Below are 16,039 nucleotides of genomic sequence, written 5' to 3'. Positions count from 1 at the left end.
TGAATCTTTTCACAGTTGGTCCATGTTCCAGCCAGCACTGACGCCATGTTCATTTGGCCAGTTGGAAATTGGCGACGAGGAACTCGTTCGCGGCCTTGTCGGTGAACGGTATCCAGCGCACACGCTGTTCTGAAAAATCGGGATGCCGGGTTGTGAAAATGGTCATCTCGCGCCGCGCCTGTTCCGGCCGGCCGCTTCGCATTAGCGCGCCGATCTTCAGGAACCTGGAATAGAAATAGCCGGGAGACAGGTTGAGCGAGCGGTCAGCGGCAGCGATCGCCGCCGGCCAGTTCTCGACCAAACAATAGGCCGCCGTCAGTTCCCCCAGATTGTGGAAGCGGTAGAGGTCGAACGGGCTCAATCGCTCGGTATCGAGAAAGAACGGTATCGCGGTCGCGGCATTGCCGAGCAGCAGCTGGGCGCTGCCCATGGCCGAGCGCGCGAAGGCAAAGCTCGGATTGATGTGGATCGCTTCCTCGAGATGGTCGACGGCCGACCGCGGTTCGCCGCGCATGATGTCGACGGCGCCGAGATGGGCGTGCGGGCGCGCATCCAGGCTGTCCACCAGCAACGCCTTGCGGGCAAACTGCTCGACCTTGTTCAAATCGTCGCTGTCGCCGAAACGCAGCCATGCCCGCCAGAAGTACCACCACGCCAGTTCGTTGAGCACGGCGCTCGAGTTGGCGTCCTCGCGGTAGGCCTTCTGGAAGAACTCGAGTGCGGTTTCGGTGTCGCCGCGGGTGCGCCGGTTCATGTGCCAGCGGCCCCGTCGCACCAGTTGCCAGGTCTCCAGGCTTTCCCAGGGAACCTGGAAGGTGCGTGCCTGTTCCGCCCGGTCGACCTCCTTGTCGAGGATCGAAACGATCTCAGCGCCGATCTGGTCGCGCAGGTTGAAGATGTCGACCAGATCGCGATCGAAGCGCTGCGACCACACCAGCCGCCCGTTGGACGCGTCGGCCAGCGAGGTGTTGAGGCGGATCTGGCCACCATTGCGCATCAGCGTGCCGCTGACGATGTAGCGCGCGCCGAGCGCGTTGCCGATCACCCGCGTGCCCAGCGTGTCGTCGCGGAACTGGAAGCTGGAGCCCTTGGCGATGACCGAGAGCCATCTGGTGTTGGAAAGACCATAGATGATGTCCTCGGCGATGCCGTCGGCCATGTAGCCGATGTCATGCTCGCCGCCATCGGCGTGGAAGGGCAGGACGGCGATCGCCGGCGGCCCCTTGGACGACAGCTTCTGCTGCGCATTGGCCTGGGGAATGGCGGCGAACGACGCCGCCGGCGAGGATCCGTTGCCACTGCGGCCGGCGATCAGAACGCGCACCGGCAAGGCGATGTTCTTCAGCATGAATTCGCCGAGATCGGTGAATTCGGCCGCCGTCTTGTCCTTCACATGGTGCCAGGTCGTCTCCGAAACGGCGAGACCGTCGCCCGGCGCGAATTCCTGGATTCTCGCGGCGATGTTGACGTCGTCGCCGTAGAGGCGTCCACCACGCACGATGACGTCGCCGGTGTTGATGCCGGCCCGAAACGGCATGCGCATGTCGTCGGCAACCTCGGCGTTGAGGGCGACGATGCGGCCCTGGAAATCAAAGGCCGCGCGCAACGCCTCGATCGGATTGCCGAACTCGGCCATGATGCTGTCGCCGGCGTCGCCGAACGTGCGGCCGCCAAATGTGCCACAGCTGTCGGCGATGATGTCGCGCCGTTCCTCGAATGCCGCGACAGCAGACTCGTCGTCGATGCCCATCAGCCGGGAGAACCCGACGGCATCGATAGAAATGATTGTCGCCAGCTGACGGGTGTAGTTCCGTACAGCCATGTTCGAGCCCCCGCTCCCTTTCTGGTTCTGGTCCAGCACAGGCGACGACCCGTTCCTGAAACACTTCGCCGCGCGCTGAGAGATGAAGATTCCGGCGGGGTTGGCGCGCCATGCCACCCCGCCAGGACCAGAAGTCTAGCAGGGTCTTGGGCAAAGCTCTACCACCATCGGGTTGTCCAGCGCGGGCCGTGGCAGCACTCATGGTTGGCCGGCGGTTGGCGCAAATATTGGCGTGCCGTCGCTCTGAGCGCGGCGATCCAGGGCTTCACGGAAGCTGCGCGATGTCAGCTCTCGGAACAAACTGTGCTGCCTGCGAGTTTCCGGTGCGGTTCATGCCAACGTGAAATGAGGGTAATCATGCGAAATCTTGTTCTGGCGACCGGTGTCGTCGTTCTTCTAGCCGGCTCGACGGCCTTTGCCGCGGATGACAGCCCACTGCCGCCGACGAATGCCCAGAAACTGTCGGCAATCATCGCCAAGGTCGAGCAGCGCGACGGCTTTCGCTATGTGAAGGAGGTCGACTGGGACAAGGAAGGGTACACCGTCACCTATTACACCGCCGACAAGGCGAAAGTCGAAATCACCTTCGATCCCGTGACCGCCGAACCGAAATAGCGCCGATACCGACACCGCTTCGGCAATTCCGTCCGCTGCGTTTTTTGCCTAGAATGGTGGCAGTTGTCGGACAACGGGGCGACCATGCTTTCTTCCAATCGAATTGCCAACTCGTTTGCGCTTGTCGTCGCACTTGCTGGCGGGGCGGTCTGCCTTGGTCCAGCGCGTGCCGACGGGCCGTCCTTCGACTGCCGCAAAGCCAGCCTGCCGGTGGAAAAGGCGATCTGTGCCGACCCGCAACTGTCGGCAATTGATGCCTTGGTCGCCAAGGCATTTACGGGTTTCGAGCCAGCCTTTGGCCGCGACAAGCGCAAGATCGCCCGTGCGCTCATCACTGACAGGAACGCCTGCGGGCAGGATGCCGCCTGCATCGTCAGCGCCCAGAACAATGCGCTGCAGACCTACGGCAATGCGCCGTCCTGGGTGCAGGATTACAACATCGCCCTGATCGGCAAGAAGGCGCTCGACACCGCGGCCCGCCATCCGGGCAGCCCCGACCAGCCCCTGCCCTCGTCGATCGGCCAATGCGCCTTGACCCACATCACCGCGCTGACGACGCGGCTCGGCGACGACCCGCTGGAAACCGCCGGCCCTGAAGCCGGCAGCCTGGCGCGGTTCAGCAATGGCGGCGCCGGGGTTTCCTACGAGCGGGAGCCTGGCCTTGCCAGTTCGAAAGCCGGCGATCCTGTCGTCATGTGCCTGATATCGATCCCGAGGGATTGTCCGCAGGGCGACGAGCGCGGGCGGGTCTATTACGGCGTCGACCTCACGATAAAAGGCACATGGGTTTTGCCGGATTCACAACATCTATGCGGCGGCGCCTGAAGATTTGCCGCAAAGCACTGCTGGATGCACTCTTGCGCCGATCCGCCTTTGATGGCTGAGTGCGCGTAACAGTTGCAGGGCACGGGGGGTGCATGGCCATGGTTAAGCATGTTTTGAAGCGCATCCTGATGATGCTTGCCGGCTATTTCGTTTCGGTGCTGATCGGATTGTTCGCGGTGGTGGCGATATATTGCGCACTCGCCGTATTGCCCAACGCGCCGGACTATTTCGGCGCCATGCAATTTTCGCCCATTGTCGTGCTGCTGTGGCCGCCGCTCGGCATGGTCGTCTATTTCCTGACGATCGTGCTGACCGGCCTGCAGACGCTGATCTTCGCGCTGCTCGCCGAATTCTTTGCCCTGCGCAATTTCCTGGTGCACATGCTGTTTGGCGCCGCTGCCGCTGCAGCCGGCTTCTTCCTGGTCTGGCCGGCCGCGGAAGAGGATGCCGGACGCTGGGCCGATATCGGCATCATCGCCGCCGCCGGCCTCGTAGCCGGCCTGGTCTATTGGCTGATCGCGGGCCGCGACGCCGGCTTCCGGCGTCCGCTCATCCAGCGCTGATCGCAGGAAACGGGCGACCGTCTATCGGCCAAAAATCTAATAAAACCAGAGAGACAAAGTGAGTTCCTCGTTTCGTTGAACGAGGAACTCCGCTGGTTCAGCTCGTCGGCGAACGCACCGCTTCGGTCGCGTCCAGCGCCTGCATCAGCCGCGTGTCGCGGTCGTAGACGTCGTTGAAATATTCGACTTTGCCGGACAGGTCCGGCCAGGCAGTGAAGTAGGAGACATAGACTGGAATCGTGCGTGTCACGTCTTCGCTGGCATGGCCGTGCTTGAGCTTTTCGGCGATGTCGTCGACCGAGACGCCGAGCACCGCCGCCGCCATCCCACGTGGATCCTGAAGGCGAATACAGCCATGGCTGAGCGCCCGCATATCGCGCTGGAAGAAGGATTTTTGCGGCGTGTCGTGCATGTAGATGGCGTGCTTGTTGGGGAACAGGATCTTCAGTTCGCCCAGCGCATTGGCTTCGCTCGGCTGCTGGCGCACGCTGTAGGGAATGTTGGCGCCGTAGGCGCCCCAATTGACCGAGGAAGAGGGAACCCGCCTGCCGCGCGAATCGGTCACCTCGTAGCCGGCACGGTCGAGATAGCCCGGATCGCTACGCAGCCTTGGCAGCATCTCGTTGACGATGATCGACTGCGGCACGCCCCAATAGGGATGGAAATCGACCTGCTTGATCTCCTTGAAGAAGAAGGCGGTCTGGTTGGTGGTCCGGCCTATGACGACGCGGGTCTTCAGCTTCTCCTCGCCATTGTCGATATAGCTGGCGGTGAAGGCGGGCTGGTTGATGAAGACCCGCGGGCTACCAAGATCGGACGGCAGCCAGCGCAACTCTTCCAGCGCAACCTGCACCTTCTGCAGCCTGTCTGCCTTGGATGCGCCGGCGAGCGAGGCGACGGTGCGCGGGCCGATGACCCCATCGCCCTTCATGCCGGCCTTCACCTGCACGGCCTTGATGATCGGAACCAGTTCGGGAACATAGACATCGCTGGTGCCGAGACGAGACAGGATCTCGCCATAGGCGCCGCCCATCTCGTCGTCGAGATTGCGCGCGATCAGCGTCAGCAGCTTCGGCAGTTCGGCGCTGGTCTCGCCGGGCTTCAGCAACAGCTTGGGATCGACGACTATTTCGTTTTCGGCGCTCGCCTGCAGCGATTCAAGTTCGACGCGCAGCGCCTGATATTCCGCGTTCTGCGGGTGCCGCGATTCGAGGTAGGTGCGCACTTCCTGGGTGTGGGCCAGCGTCTTGAGCGCGCCTTCCATGTCGACCGGCTTCGGCGGAAATTCATAGTAGCCGGTGATGCGATTGGGATCGACGCGCCCGCTCTGGGCGTCACGGGCATAGCGCAGTACGCGCGCCGACAGCGCCATCTCGAAGCGGACGAGTTCCTTCAGATGGGCGTCGGCATCGACTGCCGATGCGTTGGCTGCCGGCACCTCGAGCGTGTAGTCGGCCGACGTGAGACCATAGCTTGCGGCTTCGCCGAGCACCCGCACCGCATCCTGGGCGCGGGCATTGGGATTGCCCTCGTTCACCCAGATGAAATCAGGATTGGCAGAGTAATAGGCAATCAGTGCCTTGGCGATATCGGGCTCGGCATAGAGTTCATAGTCACTAAGGCCTGCAACGGCTTCGCGGAAGGCAGTGCTGGTCGCCGACGGCACAAAGGCGGCGTCTTCAGCTGTTGCCACCTGGGGAGGTGCTGCCACCAACGCGGCAAAGTCGACGCGCACCAGCCGGTCGGCCTTGTAGGTGTAGTAGGACGGGCTGCTGATCCTGGTGCCGCCGCCGCCCGATACGGCGGGCTTCGGCTTGCGCTTTGGCGGCGGCGGGAATTCGCCTTGCGGCCTGTGCTTGACGCCACCGCCGAACAGCATGTCGAACAGGCCCTGCGCGCTTGCCTGCGGCACACCGAAGGCCAGTGCTGCCGCCACTGCAAGCGGCATCACGGTGGCTTTATTTCCGAGGAATTTCATTAATCACCCGCTCCGGCTGCAAGCCGGCTCCCGTTCCGCGCCGCTCGACGATCTTGCCAACCGCATGGCGGATGTAAGGCGCTACTATACCGATTCATACCGATTTCGTTAAGCTTCCATAAATTTCCGCAGGCCTGTTGCAGAACGGTTTCACAACATCGTGACGTCTGGAGCGGCGTTGCCGCTCCAGACCGGTCAAAGCGGCTGCTGCTTCAGGCGTTGGCGCCACCGTCGATGGTGAGCGCGGCGCCGGTGACGAAGTGCCCTTCTGGACCGGCGAGCCAGGCAACCATGCCGGCGATCTCGTCAGCCTTGCCGAAGCGGGGCGTCGCCATCTTCCGCCGCTGGTGTTCGGCATGCGGGCCTTCGGCCGGGTTCATGTCGGTGTCGGTCGAACCGGGATGAACGACGTTGGCGGTGATGCCGCGCGGACCGAGGTCTCGCGCCAGCGCCTTGGTCAGGCCGACCAGCGCAGCCTTGCTGGTCGAATAGGCGCTGAGGCTGGTGTCGGTGACGCGCTCGGCCAGATTGCTGCCGATCGAAATGATGCGGCCGCCCTCGCCCATGTGAGCCGCTGCCGCCTTCGAGGCCACGAACGGCGCTCTCAGATTGACCTCAATGGTCTCGTCAAAGTCGGCCAGCGACATCTGTTCGATCGGCGCCGCGCGCCAGATGCCGGCGCTGTTGACCAGGATGTCGAGCCGGCCGAAGGCATTCACCGCCTCGGTGACCGAATTTTCGATGGCGGCAGCGTCGCGATTGTCGGCTTGGATGGAGATCGCGCGACCACCTGCCGCTATAATCTCGGCGACGACAGCTTGGGCCGGCGCCGAGCTGTTGACGTAGGTGATGGCGACGTCGGCGCCATCGGCCGCAAGCCGTTTTGCTATCGCAGCACCTATGCCGCGGCTGCCGCCGGTGACCAGTGCTGCCTTGCCGTTCAATCCGTTCGCTGACATGTCATTCTCCGTTATGTAACGATCGATACATAAATATCTGGCAACCTTGCCTGGCGACGTCAAGTGAATTATGTATCGATCAACACAGAAAAGATCGTCATGCCGGAAAGAGGCCGTCCCCGCACCTTCGATCGAACCGCCGCCTTGCGGCAGGCGATGGAGCTGTTCTGGGCCAAAGGCTATGAGGGCACCTCGATCGCCGAACTGACCGCGGCGATGGGGATCAGCTCGCCCAGCCTCTATGCCGCCTTCGGCAGCAAGGAGGCGCTGTTTCTGGAAGCGACCGAGTATTACACCCGCAACGAAGGCACCGAGATCTGGAGCGCGCTGGACGAAGCGCCGACGGCATGCCAGGCGATCGAGAATTTCCTGCGCCAGACGGCAAAAGCGTACTCTCAGGACGACCGCCCGCAGGGCTGTCTCATCGCGCTGGGCGCACTGCACCAGGATTCAAGCAGCGGCGCGATCTGCGATGATTTGCGCCGCCGCCGCGCCGAAAACCACACCCTCTTGCTGAGACGGCTGGAACGCGGTGTGGCGGAAGGCGAATTGCCGGCGGGCTTCGACAGCAACGCGGCGGCGACCTTCTATGCGACGGTCCAGCACGGCATGTCGATCCAGGCCCGCGACGGCGCCTCGTGCGAAGCGCTGATGGCCACAGTGGCCGGAGCGATGGCGGCGTGGCAGGGGCTGGTCGGAACAGCGTGACAAAGCGCGGAGCTTGTGCTGGAAATCCAGTCGGCGGCGAAATGCGCCGGGAGGGATCATCCGTGAAAAAAGGGTATCGCGAGTTGCTCGACGAGGCCAATGCCGAGATCGAGGTGGTCTCGCCCGAGGAAGCGGCCGGGCTGCTCGACGACGAGGACACCATCTTCGTCGACCTGCGCGATCCACGCGAGATCGAGCGGGACGGCCAGATCCCCGGCGCCAAACATGTCACTCGCGGCATGCTGGAATTCTGGATCGATCCCGAAAGCCCTTACCACAAGCCGTTCTTTGCCTCGGGCAAAAGCTTCGTCTTCTTTTGCGCCGGCGGCTGGCGCTCGCGCTGGCCACCAAGACGGCGCAGGATATGGGGCTGTCGCCGGTCAAGCACATCCTTGGCGGCTATACCGCCTGGAAGGCGGCCGGATTGCCCGTCGAGCCGGGCGGCAAGAAGAACGGTTAGCTCACCGCTCCGGCGTTGTCGGAGTCGACAATACACCCATTGGAATCAATGCAGTATCGGCTCGCGCTCGTTTTTGACAAAAGTCACAGCGCGTTCGACAACACCTTTGTCGGCGAGAATGCGACGGTGGCCGAGCCCATCGGCCCAGTGCAGCCGCACATGGCTGCCGGCGCCGGCATAACGTGTGGCATGATCGGCGGGGACTTCGCGGTCGTCCGGCGCGTGGATGACCAGCGTCGGCACCGGCGCCTCAGCCAACTGGCGGTCGCCGGTGAATTCATGCAGCGGCCGGCCCGACAGCCTTTTCACCTGATCGGCCATGGAAACCTGCGAACGCGGACCGACATTGAGCATGCGGCTGAAGTCGGCGAAGATCGCCGGCAGGGAACTTGGCGCGGCGACCAGCACCAGCCGCTCGGCCGCGACGGGCTGGATACCCTTGATCGAACCGGCAATGGCATTGGCGGCGACGGCGCCACCGAAGGAATGGCCGACGATCGCCTTGAACGGACCGAACCATTCGCCGGCGACCCTGACCGCCCCGACCGCATTGACCATATTGAGATGACGGCCCAGCGACTGGCCATGGCCCGGCAGGTCGAGCGAGGCGACCCGGTAGCTCGCATCGCGAAAGCCTTCGATCAGCGCCCGCATATATTCCGTGCGCGAACGCCAGCCATGGACCACCAGCACCGTGCCGGCGGACGCCCTGCCCGGCTCGGGCCGGAATTCGTGCACCATGACGCAGCCGGCCTTGGTCGTCAGCCGATGATGGCGCGCCTCGGCCATGAAGCCGGCGGCGCGGTCGACCGCACGCCGCTCGCCGTCGCTGAGCGCCTTCACGCTCGGCGTGCGGCAGAACAGTTCGAAGGCGGCGCGCCCGCTCAGGCGGGGCGCCACATGCTCGGCGGCGCGGAACACGCCCCGGATGACCTTCAGTCCAAATGATGCCATAGTGGCGATCCATCCATTCCGTTCAAGCATGAACATAATAGTTCAAACATGAACATTAAACAAGAGCTGCCCTGGGACAACCCGCGCTTTCGCAACTGGGTCGCGGTGGCGCGCGCCTGCCATGTGCTGGAGCGTACGCTGGCGGTAAAGCTGGCGCCGCTGGATCTCAAGCCGGCGCAGCTCGACGTGCTGATGAACCTCTATCGCCATCCCGGCATGTCGCAGCACGATCTCGCCCGCAAACTGCTGGTCGGCCGCTCCAACATCACCATGCTGTTGCCGCAGCTCGAGGCGCGCGGCCTGCTGCGCCGCGAAGGCGATGAGAAGGACAAGCGCGTGCTGCGGCTGACGCTTACCGAGGCCGGCACGGAGCTCCTGATGAAAGCGCTGAAGGTGCATATGGCGCTGATCGAAAAGGCGATGAGCCAGTCGACAGCGGAACAGTGCGACATGATCGGCGAACAGATGCGCAAGATCTATGACGTGCTGAAGGATACCTGAGCCGTTCGATCCACGCGCCTCCCACCTCACCACATCGTCTTCTTCGCCCGCTCCGGCCATTCCTTGTCGTAAGTACCGGCATCGATATTCTTGCGGCTGGCGACTTCCAGGATTGTTCCGGGTGTCGGCAGCGATTTCGGGTCGACGTGCTTTGCCGGGTTCCACAGCTCCGAGCGAACGATGGCGCGGGCGCACTGGAAATAGACCGAATCGACATCGACCACGGTGACCGAGCGCGCCGGCTTGCCTTCGACGGCGAAGGAGGCGCAAAGCGCGGCGTCGGTGGTGATGCGGGCGCGGCCGTTGACGCGCAGCGTCGTGCCCGAACCCGGCACAAGAAACAGCAGCCCGACGCGAGGATCGCGGATGATGTTCTTAAGCGAATCGGCGCGGTTGTTGCCGCGCCTGTCCGGCATCATCAGCGTTTTCGGGTCATGCATGCGCACAAAGCCGGCGAGATCGCCGCGCGGCGAACAGTCCAGCCCTTCCGGCCCGCTCGTCGCCAGGGCGACAAAAGGCGAGGCTTCGATGAAGGCGGCATATTCGGGAATGACGTGGTCGAGTTCCTTGACCGTCGACGCTTCGCCGGGCAGGCCGTAGAGGGCTTCGAGCTGTTCGACCGTGGTGATGTCAGACATTTTCCCGTCTCCGAACCGTTGCCAGCGTTACCCCCAGTCAATGACGTTTTGCCGACAGTGCCGAACTAGCGGTCGCGGCTCAGTCCCTTCTCCTGGAGCTCGGCGAGATAGGCATTCCAGCGCGCGTCCTTTTCGTGGCCAAGCGTGTGCAGGTAATTCCAGGTGAAGATGCCGGTGTCGTGGAAATCGTCGAAGGTGATGCGCACGGCGTAGTTGCCGACCGGCTCGATCTTCAGGATAGCAACGTTACGCTTGCCGGGAACCGTCACCCGCTGGTCCGGCGAATGGCCCTGCACCTCGGCCGAGGGTGAAGCGACGCGCAGCAGTTCGGCCGGCAGTTCGAACGGCCGATGATCGGGAAAGGTGACGGACAGCAGTTTTCTGTCCTTCGAGACCCTGAGTTCCTTCGGCGCCGTCATTGTTCTGCATCCCGCATCAATCCGCCCTTCCCTACGCTGCTTCGCGCGAGCGGAAAAGGCCATTTGGACCCGGCCGACATCGGATGTCGGCCAGGGAATGTCACCAAAGATCGAGAGCGGCTATCTTGAATGGCGGGTTGGATCGTATCACATAGCCGTATATAACGGCACCACTCGCAGCATTGGAAACGCTTGAACGCATGGACATGATCGATCCCTTCGGTCGCACGATCAGCTACTTGCGCGTGTCGGTCACCGACCGCTGCGATTTCCGCTGCACCTATTGCATGGCCGAGGACATGGCGTTCCTGCCCAAGAAGGACCTGCTGTCACTCGAGGAACTCGACCGGCTCTGCACCGTCTTCATCGAAAAGGGCGTGCGCAAACTGCGCCTCACCGGCGGCGAGCCGCTGGTGCGCAAGAACATCATGCATCTGGTGCGCCAGCTGTCGCGGCACCTGAAGAGCGGCGCGCTGGAAGAGTTGACGCTGACCACCAATGGCTCGCAGCTGTCGCGCTTTGCCGCCGAGCTTGCCGATTGCGGTGTCGAGCGCATCAATGTCTCGCTGGATACGCTCGATGCCGACAAGTTCCACGCCATCACCCGCTGGGGCCATCTCGGCAAGGTCATGCAAGGCATCGATGCCGCGCAGGCGGCGGGGCTGAAGGTGAAGCTCAACGCCGTTGCGCTGAAGGACTTCAACGACGTCGAGCTGCCGGAGATGATGCGCTGGGCGCATGGCCGCGGCATGGACTTGACCGTCATCGAAACCATGCCGATGGGCGAGATCGACGCCGACCGGACCGACCAGTATCTGCCGCTATCGCTGCTGCGCGCTTCGCTCGAGCGCCAGTTCACGCTGAGCGACATCCCCTACAAGACCGGCGGTCCGGCCCGCTACGTCCATGTCGCAGAGACCGGCGGCAGGCTGGGCTTCATCACGCCGATGACGCATAATTTCTGCGAAAGCTGCAACCGCGTGCGGCTGACCTGCACCGGCACGCTCTATATGTGCCTGGGTCAGGAGGATGCCGCCGACCTGCGCGCGCCGTTGCGTGCCTCAGAAGGCAACGAGCTGGTCGCTGCTGCCATCGACGAAGCGATCGGCCGCAAGCCGAAAGGCCATGATTTCATCATCGACCGCCGCACCAGCCGCCCGTCGGTGTCGAGACATATGAGCGTCACCGGCGGCTGATTTTCTCCGCGATTGGTGCAGAATGCTTCCGTTGGAAGCGAGGGGGATTTCCATGCAGCGTGTTTGCCAAACCGGGCTGTCAGCGCTGGTCGTGGCCCTATCATTGGCGACCACAGTGGCGCTCGCAAAGCCGTTCACCTACATCAATGCGCGCTATGGCACGGTGTGCACGTTCCCGAGCCAGATTTTCAGCAAGCCGATGGCTGAGTCCCTCAATGGCGACGGTCGAAAATGGCTTAGCCCCGATGGTGCGAGCTTGTCCTGTTACGGCGGATACAAGCTGACGGAAGATACGCCCGACAGTCTGGTTGAAAAGGAAAAAGCCGACCCTGACTCTGGGGAAAAGGTCACTTACAGCAAAACCGGTAAGAACTGGGCAGTGGTCTCAGGCACCAAAGGCGACAAGATCTTCTATACCCGAATCGTCTTCGAAAAAGAGGATGCAATCCATACAGTCTGGATCGAATATCCCGCCTCGCTCAAGGCCAAGTACGACCCACTGGTCGGCGCTATCGGCGACAGCCTGCATGGGGCTGAGCAACACTGGGAATAAATCGCTCTCGACGCTGCAAACCCGATTTACCGCCATCGCGTTCCGCCCTAAATTTCGGCCTATAGCGGCTCGTCGCTCGGTTTGGGGGAATACGACATGCGCACATTCTTACTTTCTCTTGCAATGCTTGGGTTTGCCGTCGCGCCGGCAGCAGCACAGTCCATCGGTGGCAGCTACACCGTTGCGGGCACCAATTTCGACGGCTCGAAATATGGCGGCGAAGCCACCATCACACTGACCAGCGAGACCACCTGCACCATCCATTGGGAGACGGGCGGATCATCGTCGGACGGCATCTGCATGCGCAACGACGATGCCTTCTCCGCCGGCTATGTCATGGGCAAGGAAATCGGTCTCGTCGTCTACAAGGTAGAAGATGACGGCTCGCTGCACGGCCTGTGGACCATCGCCGGTAAGAACGGCAGCGGCACCGAGGTGCTGACGCCGAAATGAGCCTGCCGGTCATCGGCCAGCCCTCTCAGGGATTTCTATGGGTCACGGGTGAAAATCCGTGGCCTATTTCTTTGACGTTGCTGTCTTGCCGCCGGCTGCTACAGGCTTGAGCGGTTCACCGTTTCGCCGAAACGTCGAACCGCTTTATTCTTTGTTTTCACGCAATTCCGGACGGAAAACCGTTTCACACTTTTCCTGGAATTGCTCTTGCAAAACCGGTAACGCCCTTGCCTCTTTCCCCAAACATTCGCGGCGCGCTGTGCATGATGGTGGCCATGATCGGCTTCACCCTCAACGACGCCATCACCAAGTTCTCGTCGGAATCGATGAACATGGCGCAGGTCATGCTGGTGCGCGGCGCCTTTGCGTCGCTACTCGTCGGCCTGCTCGCCTGGCAGCAAGGTGCGCTCGCACGGCCGGGCTCGATGCTGCAGCCGCTGGTGGCGCTTCGCGTGGTCGCCGAGGCCGGCGCCACCGTCGCCTTCCTTGTCGCATTGGCGCATCTGCCGATCGCCAATGTCTCCGCGGTGCTGCAGGCGCTGCCGCTGGCGGTGACGATGGGGGCGGCACTCGTATTCAGCGAAGCGGTCGGCTGGCGGCGCTGGCTGGCGATCGCGGTCGGCTTTGGCGGCGTGCTGATCATCGTGCGGCCAGGCTTCGAAGGCTTCAGCATCTATTCGCTGTACGCACTCGTCAGCGTCGCCTGTTGCGCAGTACGTGACCTCGCCACCAAGCGCATCCCGAGGGCTATCCCGACCTTGCTGGTGTCGACGGCAACGGCAATCGCCATGACCATCGTCGGCGCCGTGCTGCTGTCGCCGATGGGCGGCTGGACGCCGATGTCCGGCAAAGGCACGGCACTTTTGGCATTGGCGGCGGTGCTGGTGCTGATCGGCTACCAGTTCATCATCATGGCAATGCGGGCTGGCGACATCTCCTTCATTGCGCCATTCCGCTACACGGCCCTCTTTTGGTCGATGCTGCTTGGCGTCATCATCTTCGGCGATGTCCCCGACCTGCCGATGATCTTCGGCTCCGCCATCATCATCGGCTCCGGCCTCTACGCGCTCTATCGCGAGCGGGTCGCCGGCCGGCAAAAACCCGCAGCCGAAAGCGCTGGACCCGACATGGCGCCGGACGGCATATAGCTTGGCCATGAGCCAAGACATTGCAGGAATTATCCTGGCCGGAGGCCTGTCACGGCGCATGGGCGGCGGCGACAAGACTTTGCTGGCGCTTGGCGGGCGTCCGCTTCTCGACCATGTCGTTGCCCGCCTGGCGCCGCAGGTCGGATCGCTGGCGCTCAGCGCCAATGGTGACCCGGCGCGCTTCGAGGCGGCCGGTCTTCCGGTTCTCGCCGATGCGGTGGAAGGCTATGCCGGACCGCTTGCCGGAATCCTCACCGGCCTCGAATGGGCGGCAGCGAATACCGCTTTCAAGGCATTGGCGACGGCCGCCGGCGACACGCCGTTCCTGCCGGTGGACCTGGTCGAGAGGCTGGCTGCGGCTGTTGACGAGCGACCAGGCTCCATCGCTGTTGCCAGTTCCGCCGGCCGGCAGCATCCGACCTTCGCGCTGTGGCCGCTCGGGCTGCGTGAGGCCTTGCGTCATTTCCTGATCGACGAGGACAACAGGCGCGTCTCCGCCTTCATCGAGCGGCACGACTGTGTCGAAGTGGAATTTCCGTTGCTGACCCACGGCAGTGACGAGATCGACCCGTTCTTCAACATCAACACACCGCACGACCTTGCGGTGGCCGAGCGTCTGTTGCAGAGCATCGGCCCATGAACATCTTCGGCATCACCGGCTGGAAGAATTCCGGCAAGACCACACTGACCGAGAAGCTGGTCACAGAGCTCGTCCGGCGCGGCTGGACAGTGTCGACGGTCAAACACGCCCATCATGAGTTCGACATCGACAAGCCTGGCGCCGACAGCTTTCGTCACCGCCAGGCGGGCGCCACCGAAGTCGCGGTGGTGTCGGGCAAACGCTGGGCGCTGATGCATGAATTGCGCGGTGAGGACGAGCCGACGCTGGAGACGGTCCTGTCGCGGTTGGCCCCGTGCGACATCGTGCTGGTCGAAGGCTACAAGCGCGAGGCGCACAAAAAGATCGAGACCCGGCGGCGGGAGGCCAAGGACCGCTCGCCGCTGTCGGCGAACGACGGACATATCGTGGCGATTGCCGCCGACTTCGCGGTTACCGGCGAAAGCCTGCCTGTGTTCGATCTCGACGACACGGGAGGGATAGCCGACTTCATCGAGCGCATGACCGGCCTCAAACCTTGAGGTCCCTGCCCTCGCCCGGTTCAGCCGCCCTCTTCAGCCGTTGCATTGTCTAAGCGCGTCGCGCCTGAACGGCCATGCGACGCGCTTCAGGTTGTTTTATTTATGCATGTCGTCGTCCCAAAACCGCTGCGCACTTTTGGGCGACATGCATTAACCCGGCGTCGGCATTGGCTGGACCCGCAAATCCCGCAAGCAACGGTTTTACAGTTGCTTTTCTCCCGAAAACAGTGGGAGTATCGCGCCAGCGGGCGGTCAAAAGCACCGCCCCACAGAGCCGTTCCGGAACGACGGCCGGGAGCCATAAAGAGAGGACTATCATGCGTATTGCACTGCGTATCGCGCTCGCCGCATCGGCTGCGCTGCTGACGCTCGGCGTCGCCCAGGCTCAGGAAACGACCCTGAGAATCGGCACCGAAGGCGCCTACCCCCCATTCAACAACCTGACCTCCGACGGCCAGCTCGTCGGCTTCGACATCGACATCGCCAAGGCGCTCTGCGACGAGATGAAGGTCAAGTGCACCTTCGTCGCCCAGGATTGGGACGGCATCATTCCCGCCCTGCAGGCCGGCAAGTTCGACGCCATCGTCGCCTCGATGTCGATCACGCCGGAGCGCGCCGAGAAGGTCGACTTCACCCACAAATACTACAACACGCCGTCGGCGATCGCGGTACCCAAGGATTCGACCCTCAAGGGCGTGACCAAGGAAGACCTGGCCGGCAAGACCATCGGCGTCGCAACCACGACGACGCATTTCAATTACGCCTCGAAAACCTATACGGACAGCACGGTCAAGGGCTATCCGAGCAGCCCCGAAGAGCAGGCCGATCTCGCCAATGGCCGTCTCGACGCGATCGAGGACGATATCGTCGTGTTGCAGCAGTTCCTGGATTCGCCTGATGGCGCCTGCTGCAAGATTCTCGGCCAGCCCTCGCCGCAGCCGGTCGATATCTTTGGACCGGGCGCCGGCATCGCCGTGCGCAAGGGCGAGACGGATCTGGTCAACAAGTTGAACAGCGCCATCGACGCAATCCGCGCTAACGGAAAGTACAAGGAAATCAACGACAAGTACTTCAAGTTCGACGTCTTCGGCGCCGAGTCCTGAACGT

The 16,039-nt window shown here is 62.8% G+C and carries 18 protein-coding genes and 1 pseudogene; 13 read left to right on the top strand and 6 right to left on the bottom strand.

Going from position 1 to position 16,039, the window contains the following annotated elements:
• Nucleotides 1-49: 49 nt before the first annotated feature.
• Nucleotides 50-1,822 (bottom strand): adenylate/guanylate cyclase domain-containing protein, encoded by a 1,773-nt coding sequence (locus NKI64_RS24990; protein WP_023690753.1) that lies wholly within the window; start codon nt 1,820-1,822, stop codon nt 50-52.
• Nucleotides 1,823-2,179: 357 nt separating this feature from the next.
• Here NKI64_RS24990 and NKI64_RS24985 point away from each other — a divergent pair, with 357 nt between their 5' ends.
• The 3 genes from NKI64_RS24985 (at nt 2,180) to NKI64_RS24975 (ending at nt 3,825) form a co-directional block, all read left to right on the top strand.
• On the top strand, nt 2,180-2,437 hold the full coding sequence (locus NKI64_RS24985) for a PepSY domain-containing protein (RefSeq protein WP_023690752.1): 258 nt from the start codon (nt 2,180-2,182) through the stop codon (nt 2,435-2,437).
• Between the two features lie 84 nt (nt 2,438-2,521).
• On the top strand, nt 2,522-3,262 hold the full coding sequence (locus tag NKI64_RS24980) for a lysozyme inhibitor LprI family protein (protein WP_050589935.1): 741 nt from the start codon (nt 2,522-2,524) through the stop codon (nt 3,260-3,262).
• A 92-nt stretch (nt 3,263-3,354) separates the two neighbouring features.
• Complete coding sequence (locus NKI64_RS24975; RefSeq protein ID WP_023668992.1) at nt 3,355-3,825, top strand: hypothetical protein; 471 nt, start codon at nt 3,355-3,357, stop codon at nt 3,823-3,825.
• Between the two features lie 97 nt (nt 3,826-3,922).
• On the opposite strand, the gene NKI64_RS24970 is transcribed toward NKI64_RS24975, so the two are convergent.
• Entirely contained in the window at nt 3,923-5,803 is a 1,881-nt protein-coding gene (locus NKI64_RS24970; RefSeq protein ID WP_023745073.1) for a L,D-transpeptidase family protein, read from the bottom strand.
• A gap of 212 nt (nt 5,804-6,015) precedes the next feature.
• Nucleotides 6,016-6,762 (bottom strand): 3-oxoacyl-ACP reductase family protein, encoded by a 747-nt coding sequence (locus NKI64_RS24965; RefSeq protein WP_023748791.1) that lies wholly within the window; start codon nt 6,760-6,762, stop codon nt 6,016-6,018.
• Between the two features lie 99 nt (nt 6,763-6,861).
• On the opposite strand from NKI64_RS24965, the gene NKI64_RS24960 reads away from it, so the two are divergent.
• Nucleotides 6,862-7,470, top strand: a complete 609-nt coding sequence (locus tag NKI64_RS24960) for a TetR/AcrR family transcriptional regulator (RefSeq protein WP_023748790.1) — start codon at nt 6,862-6,864, stop codon at nt 7,468-7,470.
• Between the two features lie 62 nt (nt 7,471-7,532).
• Nucleotides 7,533-7,930, top strand: a pseudogene (locus tag NKI64_RS24955) (rhodanese-like domain-containing protein).
• A gap of 45 nt (nt 7,931-7,975) precedes the next feature.
• On the opposite strand, the gene NKI64_RS24950 reads toward NKI64_RS24955, so the two are convergent.
• Nucleotides 7,976-8,884: an alpha/beta hydrolase gene (locus NKI64_RS24950; RefSeq protein WP_352670654.1), complete on the bottom strand. Its 909-nt coding sequence runs from the start codon at nt 8,882-8,884 to the stop codon at nt 7,976-7,978.
• A 48-nt stretch (nt 8,885-8,932) separates the two neighbouring features.
• Between NKI64_RS24950 and NKI64_RS24945 the strand changes: the two genes are divergently transcribed.
• Nucleotides 8,933-9,385: a MarR family winged helix-turn-helix transcriptional regulator gene (locus NKI64_RS24945; protein ID WP_023682500.1), complete on the top strand. Its 453-nt coding sequence runs from the start codon at nt 8,933-8,935 to the stop codon at nt 9,383-9,385.
• Nucleotides 9,386-9,411: 26 nt separating this feature from the next.
• Here NKI64_RS24945 and NKI64_RS24940 read toward each other — a convergent pair whose 3' ends face one another.
• Both NKI64_RS24940 and NKI64_RS24935 read right to left on the bottom strand, forming a co-directional pair.
• A complete protein-coding gene (locus tag NKI64_RS24940; protein WP_352670651.1) occupies nt 9,412-10,023 on the bottom strand; it encodes a pyridoxamine 5'-phosphate oxidase family protein in 612 nt (203 codons plus the stop codon).
• A 65-nt stretch (nt 10,024-10,088) separates the two neighbouring features.
• Complete coding sequence (locus NKI64_RS24935; RefSeq protein ID WP_023668999.1) at nt 10,089-10,442, bottom strand: gamma-butyrobetaine hydroxylase family protein; 354 nt, start codon at nt 10,440-10,442, stop codon at nt 10,089-10,091.
• Nucleotides 10,443-10,642: 200 nt separating this feature from the next.
• On the opposite strand from NKI64_RS24935, the gene moaA reads away from it, so the two are divergent.
• The 7 genes from moaA to NKI64_RS24900 all read left to right on the top strand — a co-directional run bounded on the left by moaA (nt 10,643) and on the right by NKI64_RS24900 (nt 16,035).
• The gene (gene moaA, locus NKI64_RS24930; protein WP_031193366.1) at nt 10,643-11,638 is read left to right on the top strand and encodes a GTP 3',8-cyclase MoaA; all 996 of its coding nucleotides are present in this window, start codon (nt 10,643-10,645) and stop codon (nt 11,636-11,638) included.
• Nucleotides 11,639-11,690: 52 nt separating this feature from the next.
• Nucleotides 11,691-12,191 (top strand): hypothetical protein, encoded by a 501-nt coding sequence (locus tag NKI64_RS24925; RefSeq protein ID WP_023696147.1) that lies wholly within the window; start codon nt 11,691-11,693, stop codon nt 12,189-12,191.
• A gap of 96 nt (nt 12,192-12,287) precedes the next feature.
• The gene (locus NKI64_RS24920) at nt 12,288-12,644 is read left to right on the top strand and encodes a hypothetical protein (protein ID WP_023696148.1); all 357 of its coding nucleotides are present in this window, start codon (nt 12,288-12,290) and stop codon (nt 12,642-12,644) included.
• Nucleotides 12,645-12,871: 227 nt separating this feature from the next.
• The gene (locus tag NKI64_RS24915; protein ID WP_352670647.1) at nt 12,872-13,792 is read left to right on the top strand and encodes a DMT family transporter; all 921 of its coding nucleotides are present in this window, start codon (nt 12,872-12,874) and stop codon (nt 13,790-13,792) included.
• 7 nt (nt 13,793-13,799) lie between these two features.
• Nucleotides 13,800-14,432: a molybdenum cofactor guanylyltransferase MobA gene (mobA, locus tag NKI64_RS24910; RefSeq protein WP_023682493.1), complete on the top strand. Its 633-nt coding sequence runs from the start codon at nt 13,800-13,802 to the stop codon at nt 14,430-14,432.
• Nucleotides 14,429-14,932: a molybdopterin-guanine dinucleotide biosynthesis protein B gene (gene mobB, locus NKI64_RS24905; RefSeq protein WP_023690740.1), complete on the top strand. Its 504-nt coding sequence runs from the start codon at nt 14,429-14,431 to the stop codon at nt 14,930-14,932. The genes mobA and mobB overlap by 4 nt, the downstream gene beginning before the upstream one ends.
• Nucleotides 14,933-15,249: 317 nt before the next feature.
• A complete protein-coding gene (locus tag NKI64_RS24900) occupies nt 15,250-16,035 on the top strand; it encodes an ABC transporter substrate-binding protein (protein WP_023688509.1) in 786 nt (261 codons plus the stop codon).
• The last annotated feature ends 4 nt before the right edge of the window (nt 16,036-16,039 follow it).

Source organism: Mesorhizobium sp. M0478 (assembly GCF_040321305.1).
Taxonomy (GTDB): domain Bacteria; phylum Pseudomonadota; class Alphaproteobacteria; order Rhizobiales; family Rhizobiaceae; genus Mesorhizobium.
The sequence above is the reverse complement of the archived record's forward strand: the minus strand, read 5'-3'. Positions and strand labels throughout refer to the sequence as shown.

Bases quoted from the DNA above. Each gene is read 5' to 3' on its own strand.
- NKI64_RS24990 (WP_023690753.1), bottom strand. From the start codon at position 1,822: ATGGCTGTACGGAACTACACCCGTCAGCTGGCGACAATCATTTCTATC.
- NKI64_RS24985 (WP_023690752.1), top strand. From the start codon at position 2,180: ATGCGAAATCTTGTTCTGGCGACCGGTGTCGTCGTTCTTCTAGCCGGC.
- NKI64_RS24980 (WP_050589935.1), top strand. From the start codon at position 2,522: ATGCTTTCTTCCAATCGAATTGCCAACTCGTTTGCGCTTGTCGTCGCA.
- NKI64_RS24975 (WP_023668992.1), top strand. From the start codon at position 3,355: ATGGCCATGGTTAAGCATGTTTTGAAGCGCATCCTGATGATGCTTGCC.
- NKI64_RS24970 (WP_023745073.1), bottom strand. From the start codon at position 5,803: ATGAAATTCCTCGGAAATAAAGCCACCGTGATGCCGCTTGCAGTGGCG.
- NKI64_RS24965 (WP_023748791.1), bottom strand. From the start codon at position 6,762: ATGTCAGCGAACGGATTGAACGGCAAGGCAGCACTGGTCACCGGCGGC.
- NKI64_RS24960 (WP_023748790.1), top strand. From the start codon at position 6,862: ATGCCGGAAAGAGGCCGTCCCCGCACCTTCGATCGAACCGCCGCCTTG.
- NKI64_RS24950 (WP_352670654.1), bottom strand. From the start codon at position 8,884: ATGGCATCATTTGGACTGAAGGTCATCCGGGGCGTGTTCCGCGCCGCC.
- NKI64_RS24945 (WP_023682500.1), top strand. From the start codon at position 8,933: ATGAACATTAAACAAGAGCTGCCCTGGGACAACCCGCGCTTTCGCAAC.
- NKI64_RS24940 (WP_352670651.1), bottom strand. From the start codon at position 10,023: ATGTCTGACATCACCACGGTCGAACAGCTCGAAGCCCTCTACGGCCTG.
- NKI64_RS24935 (WP_023668999.1), bottom strand. From the start codon at position 10,442: ATGACGGCGCCGAAGGAACTCAGGGTCTCGAAGGACAGAAAACTGCTG.
- moaA (WP_031193366.1), top strand. From the start codon at position 10,643: ATGGACATGATCGATCCCTTCGGTCGCACGATCAGCTACTTGCGCGTG.
- NKI64_RS24925 (WP_023696147.1), top strand. From the start codon at position 11,691: ATGCAGCGTGTTTGCCAAACCGGGCTGTCAGCGCTGGTCGTGGCCCTA.
- NKI64_RS24920 (WP_023696148.1), top strand. From the start codon at position 12,288: ATGCGCACATTCTTACTTTCTCTTGCAATGCTTGGGTTTGCCGTCGCG.
- mobA (WP_023682493.1), top strand. From the start codon at position 13,800: ATGAGCCAAGACATTGCAGGAATTATCCTGGCCGGAGGCCTGTCACGG.
- mobB (WP_023690740.1), top strand. From the start codon at position 14,429: ATGAACATCTTCGGCATCACCGGCTGGAAGAATTCCGGCAAGACCACA.
- NKI64_RS24900 (WP_023688509.1), top strand. From the start codon at position 15,250: ATGCGTATTGCACTGCGTATCGCGCTCGCCGCATCGGCTGCGCTGCTG.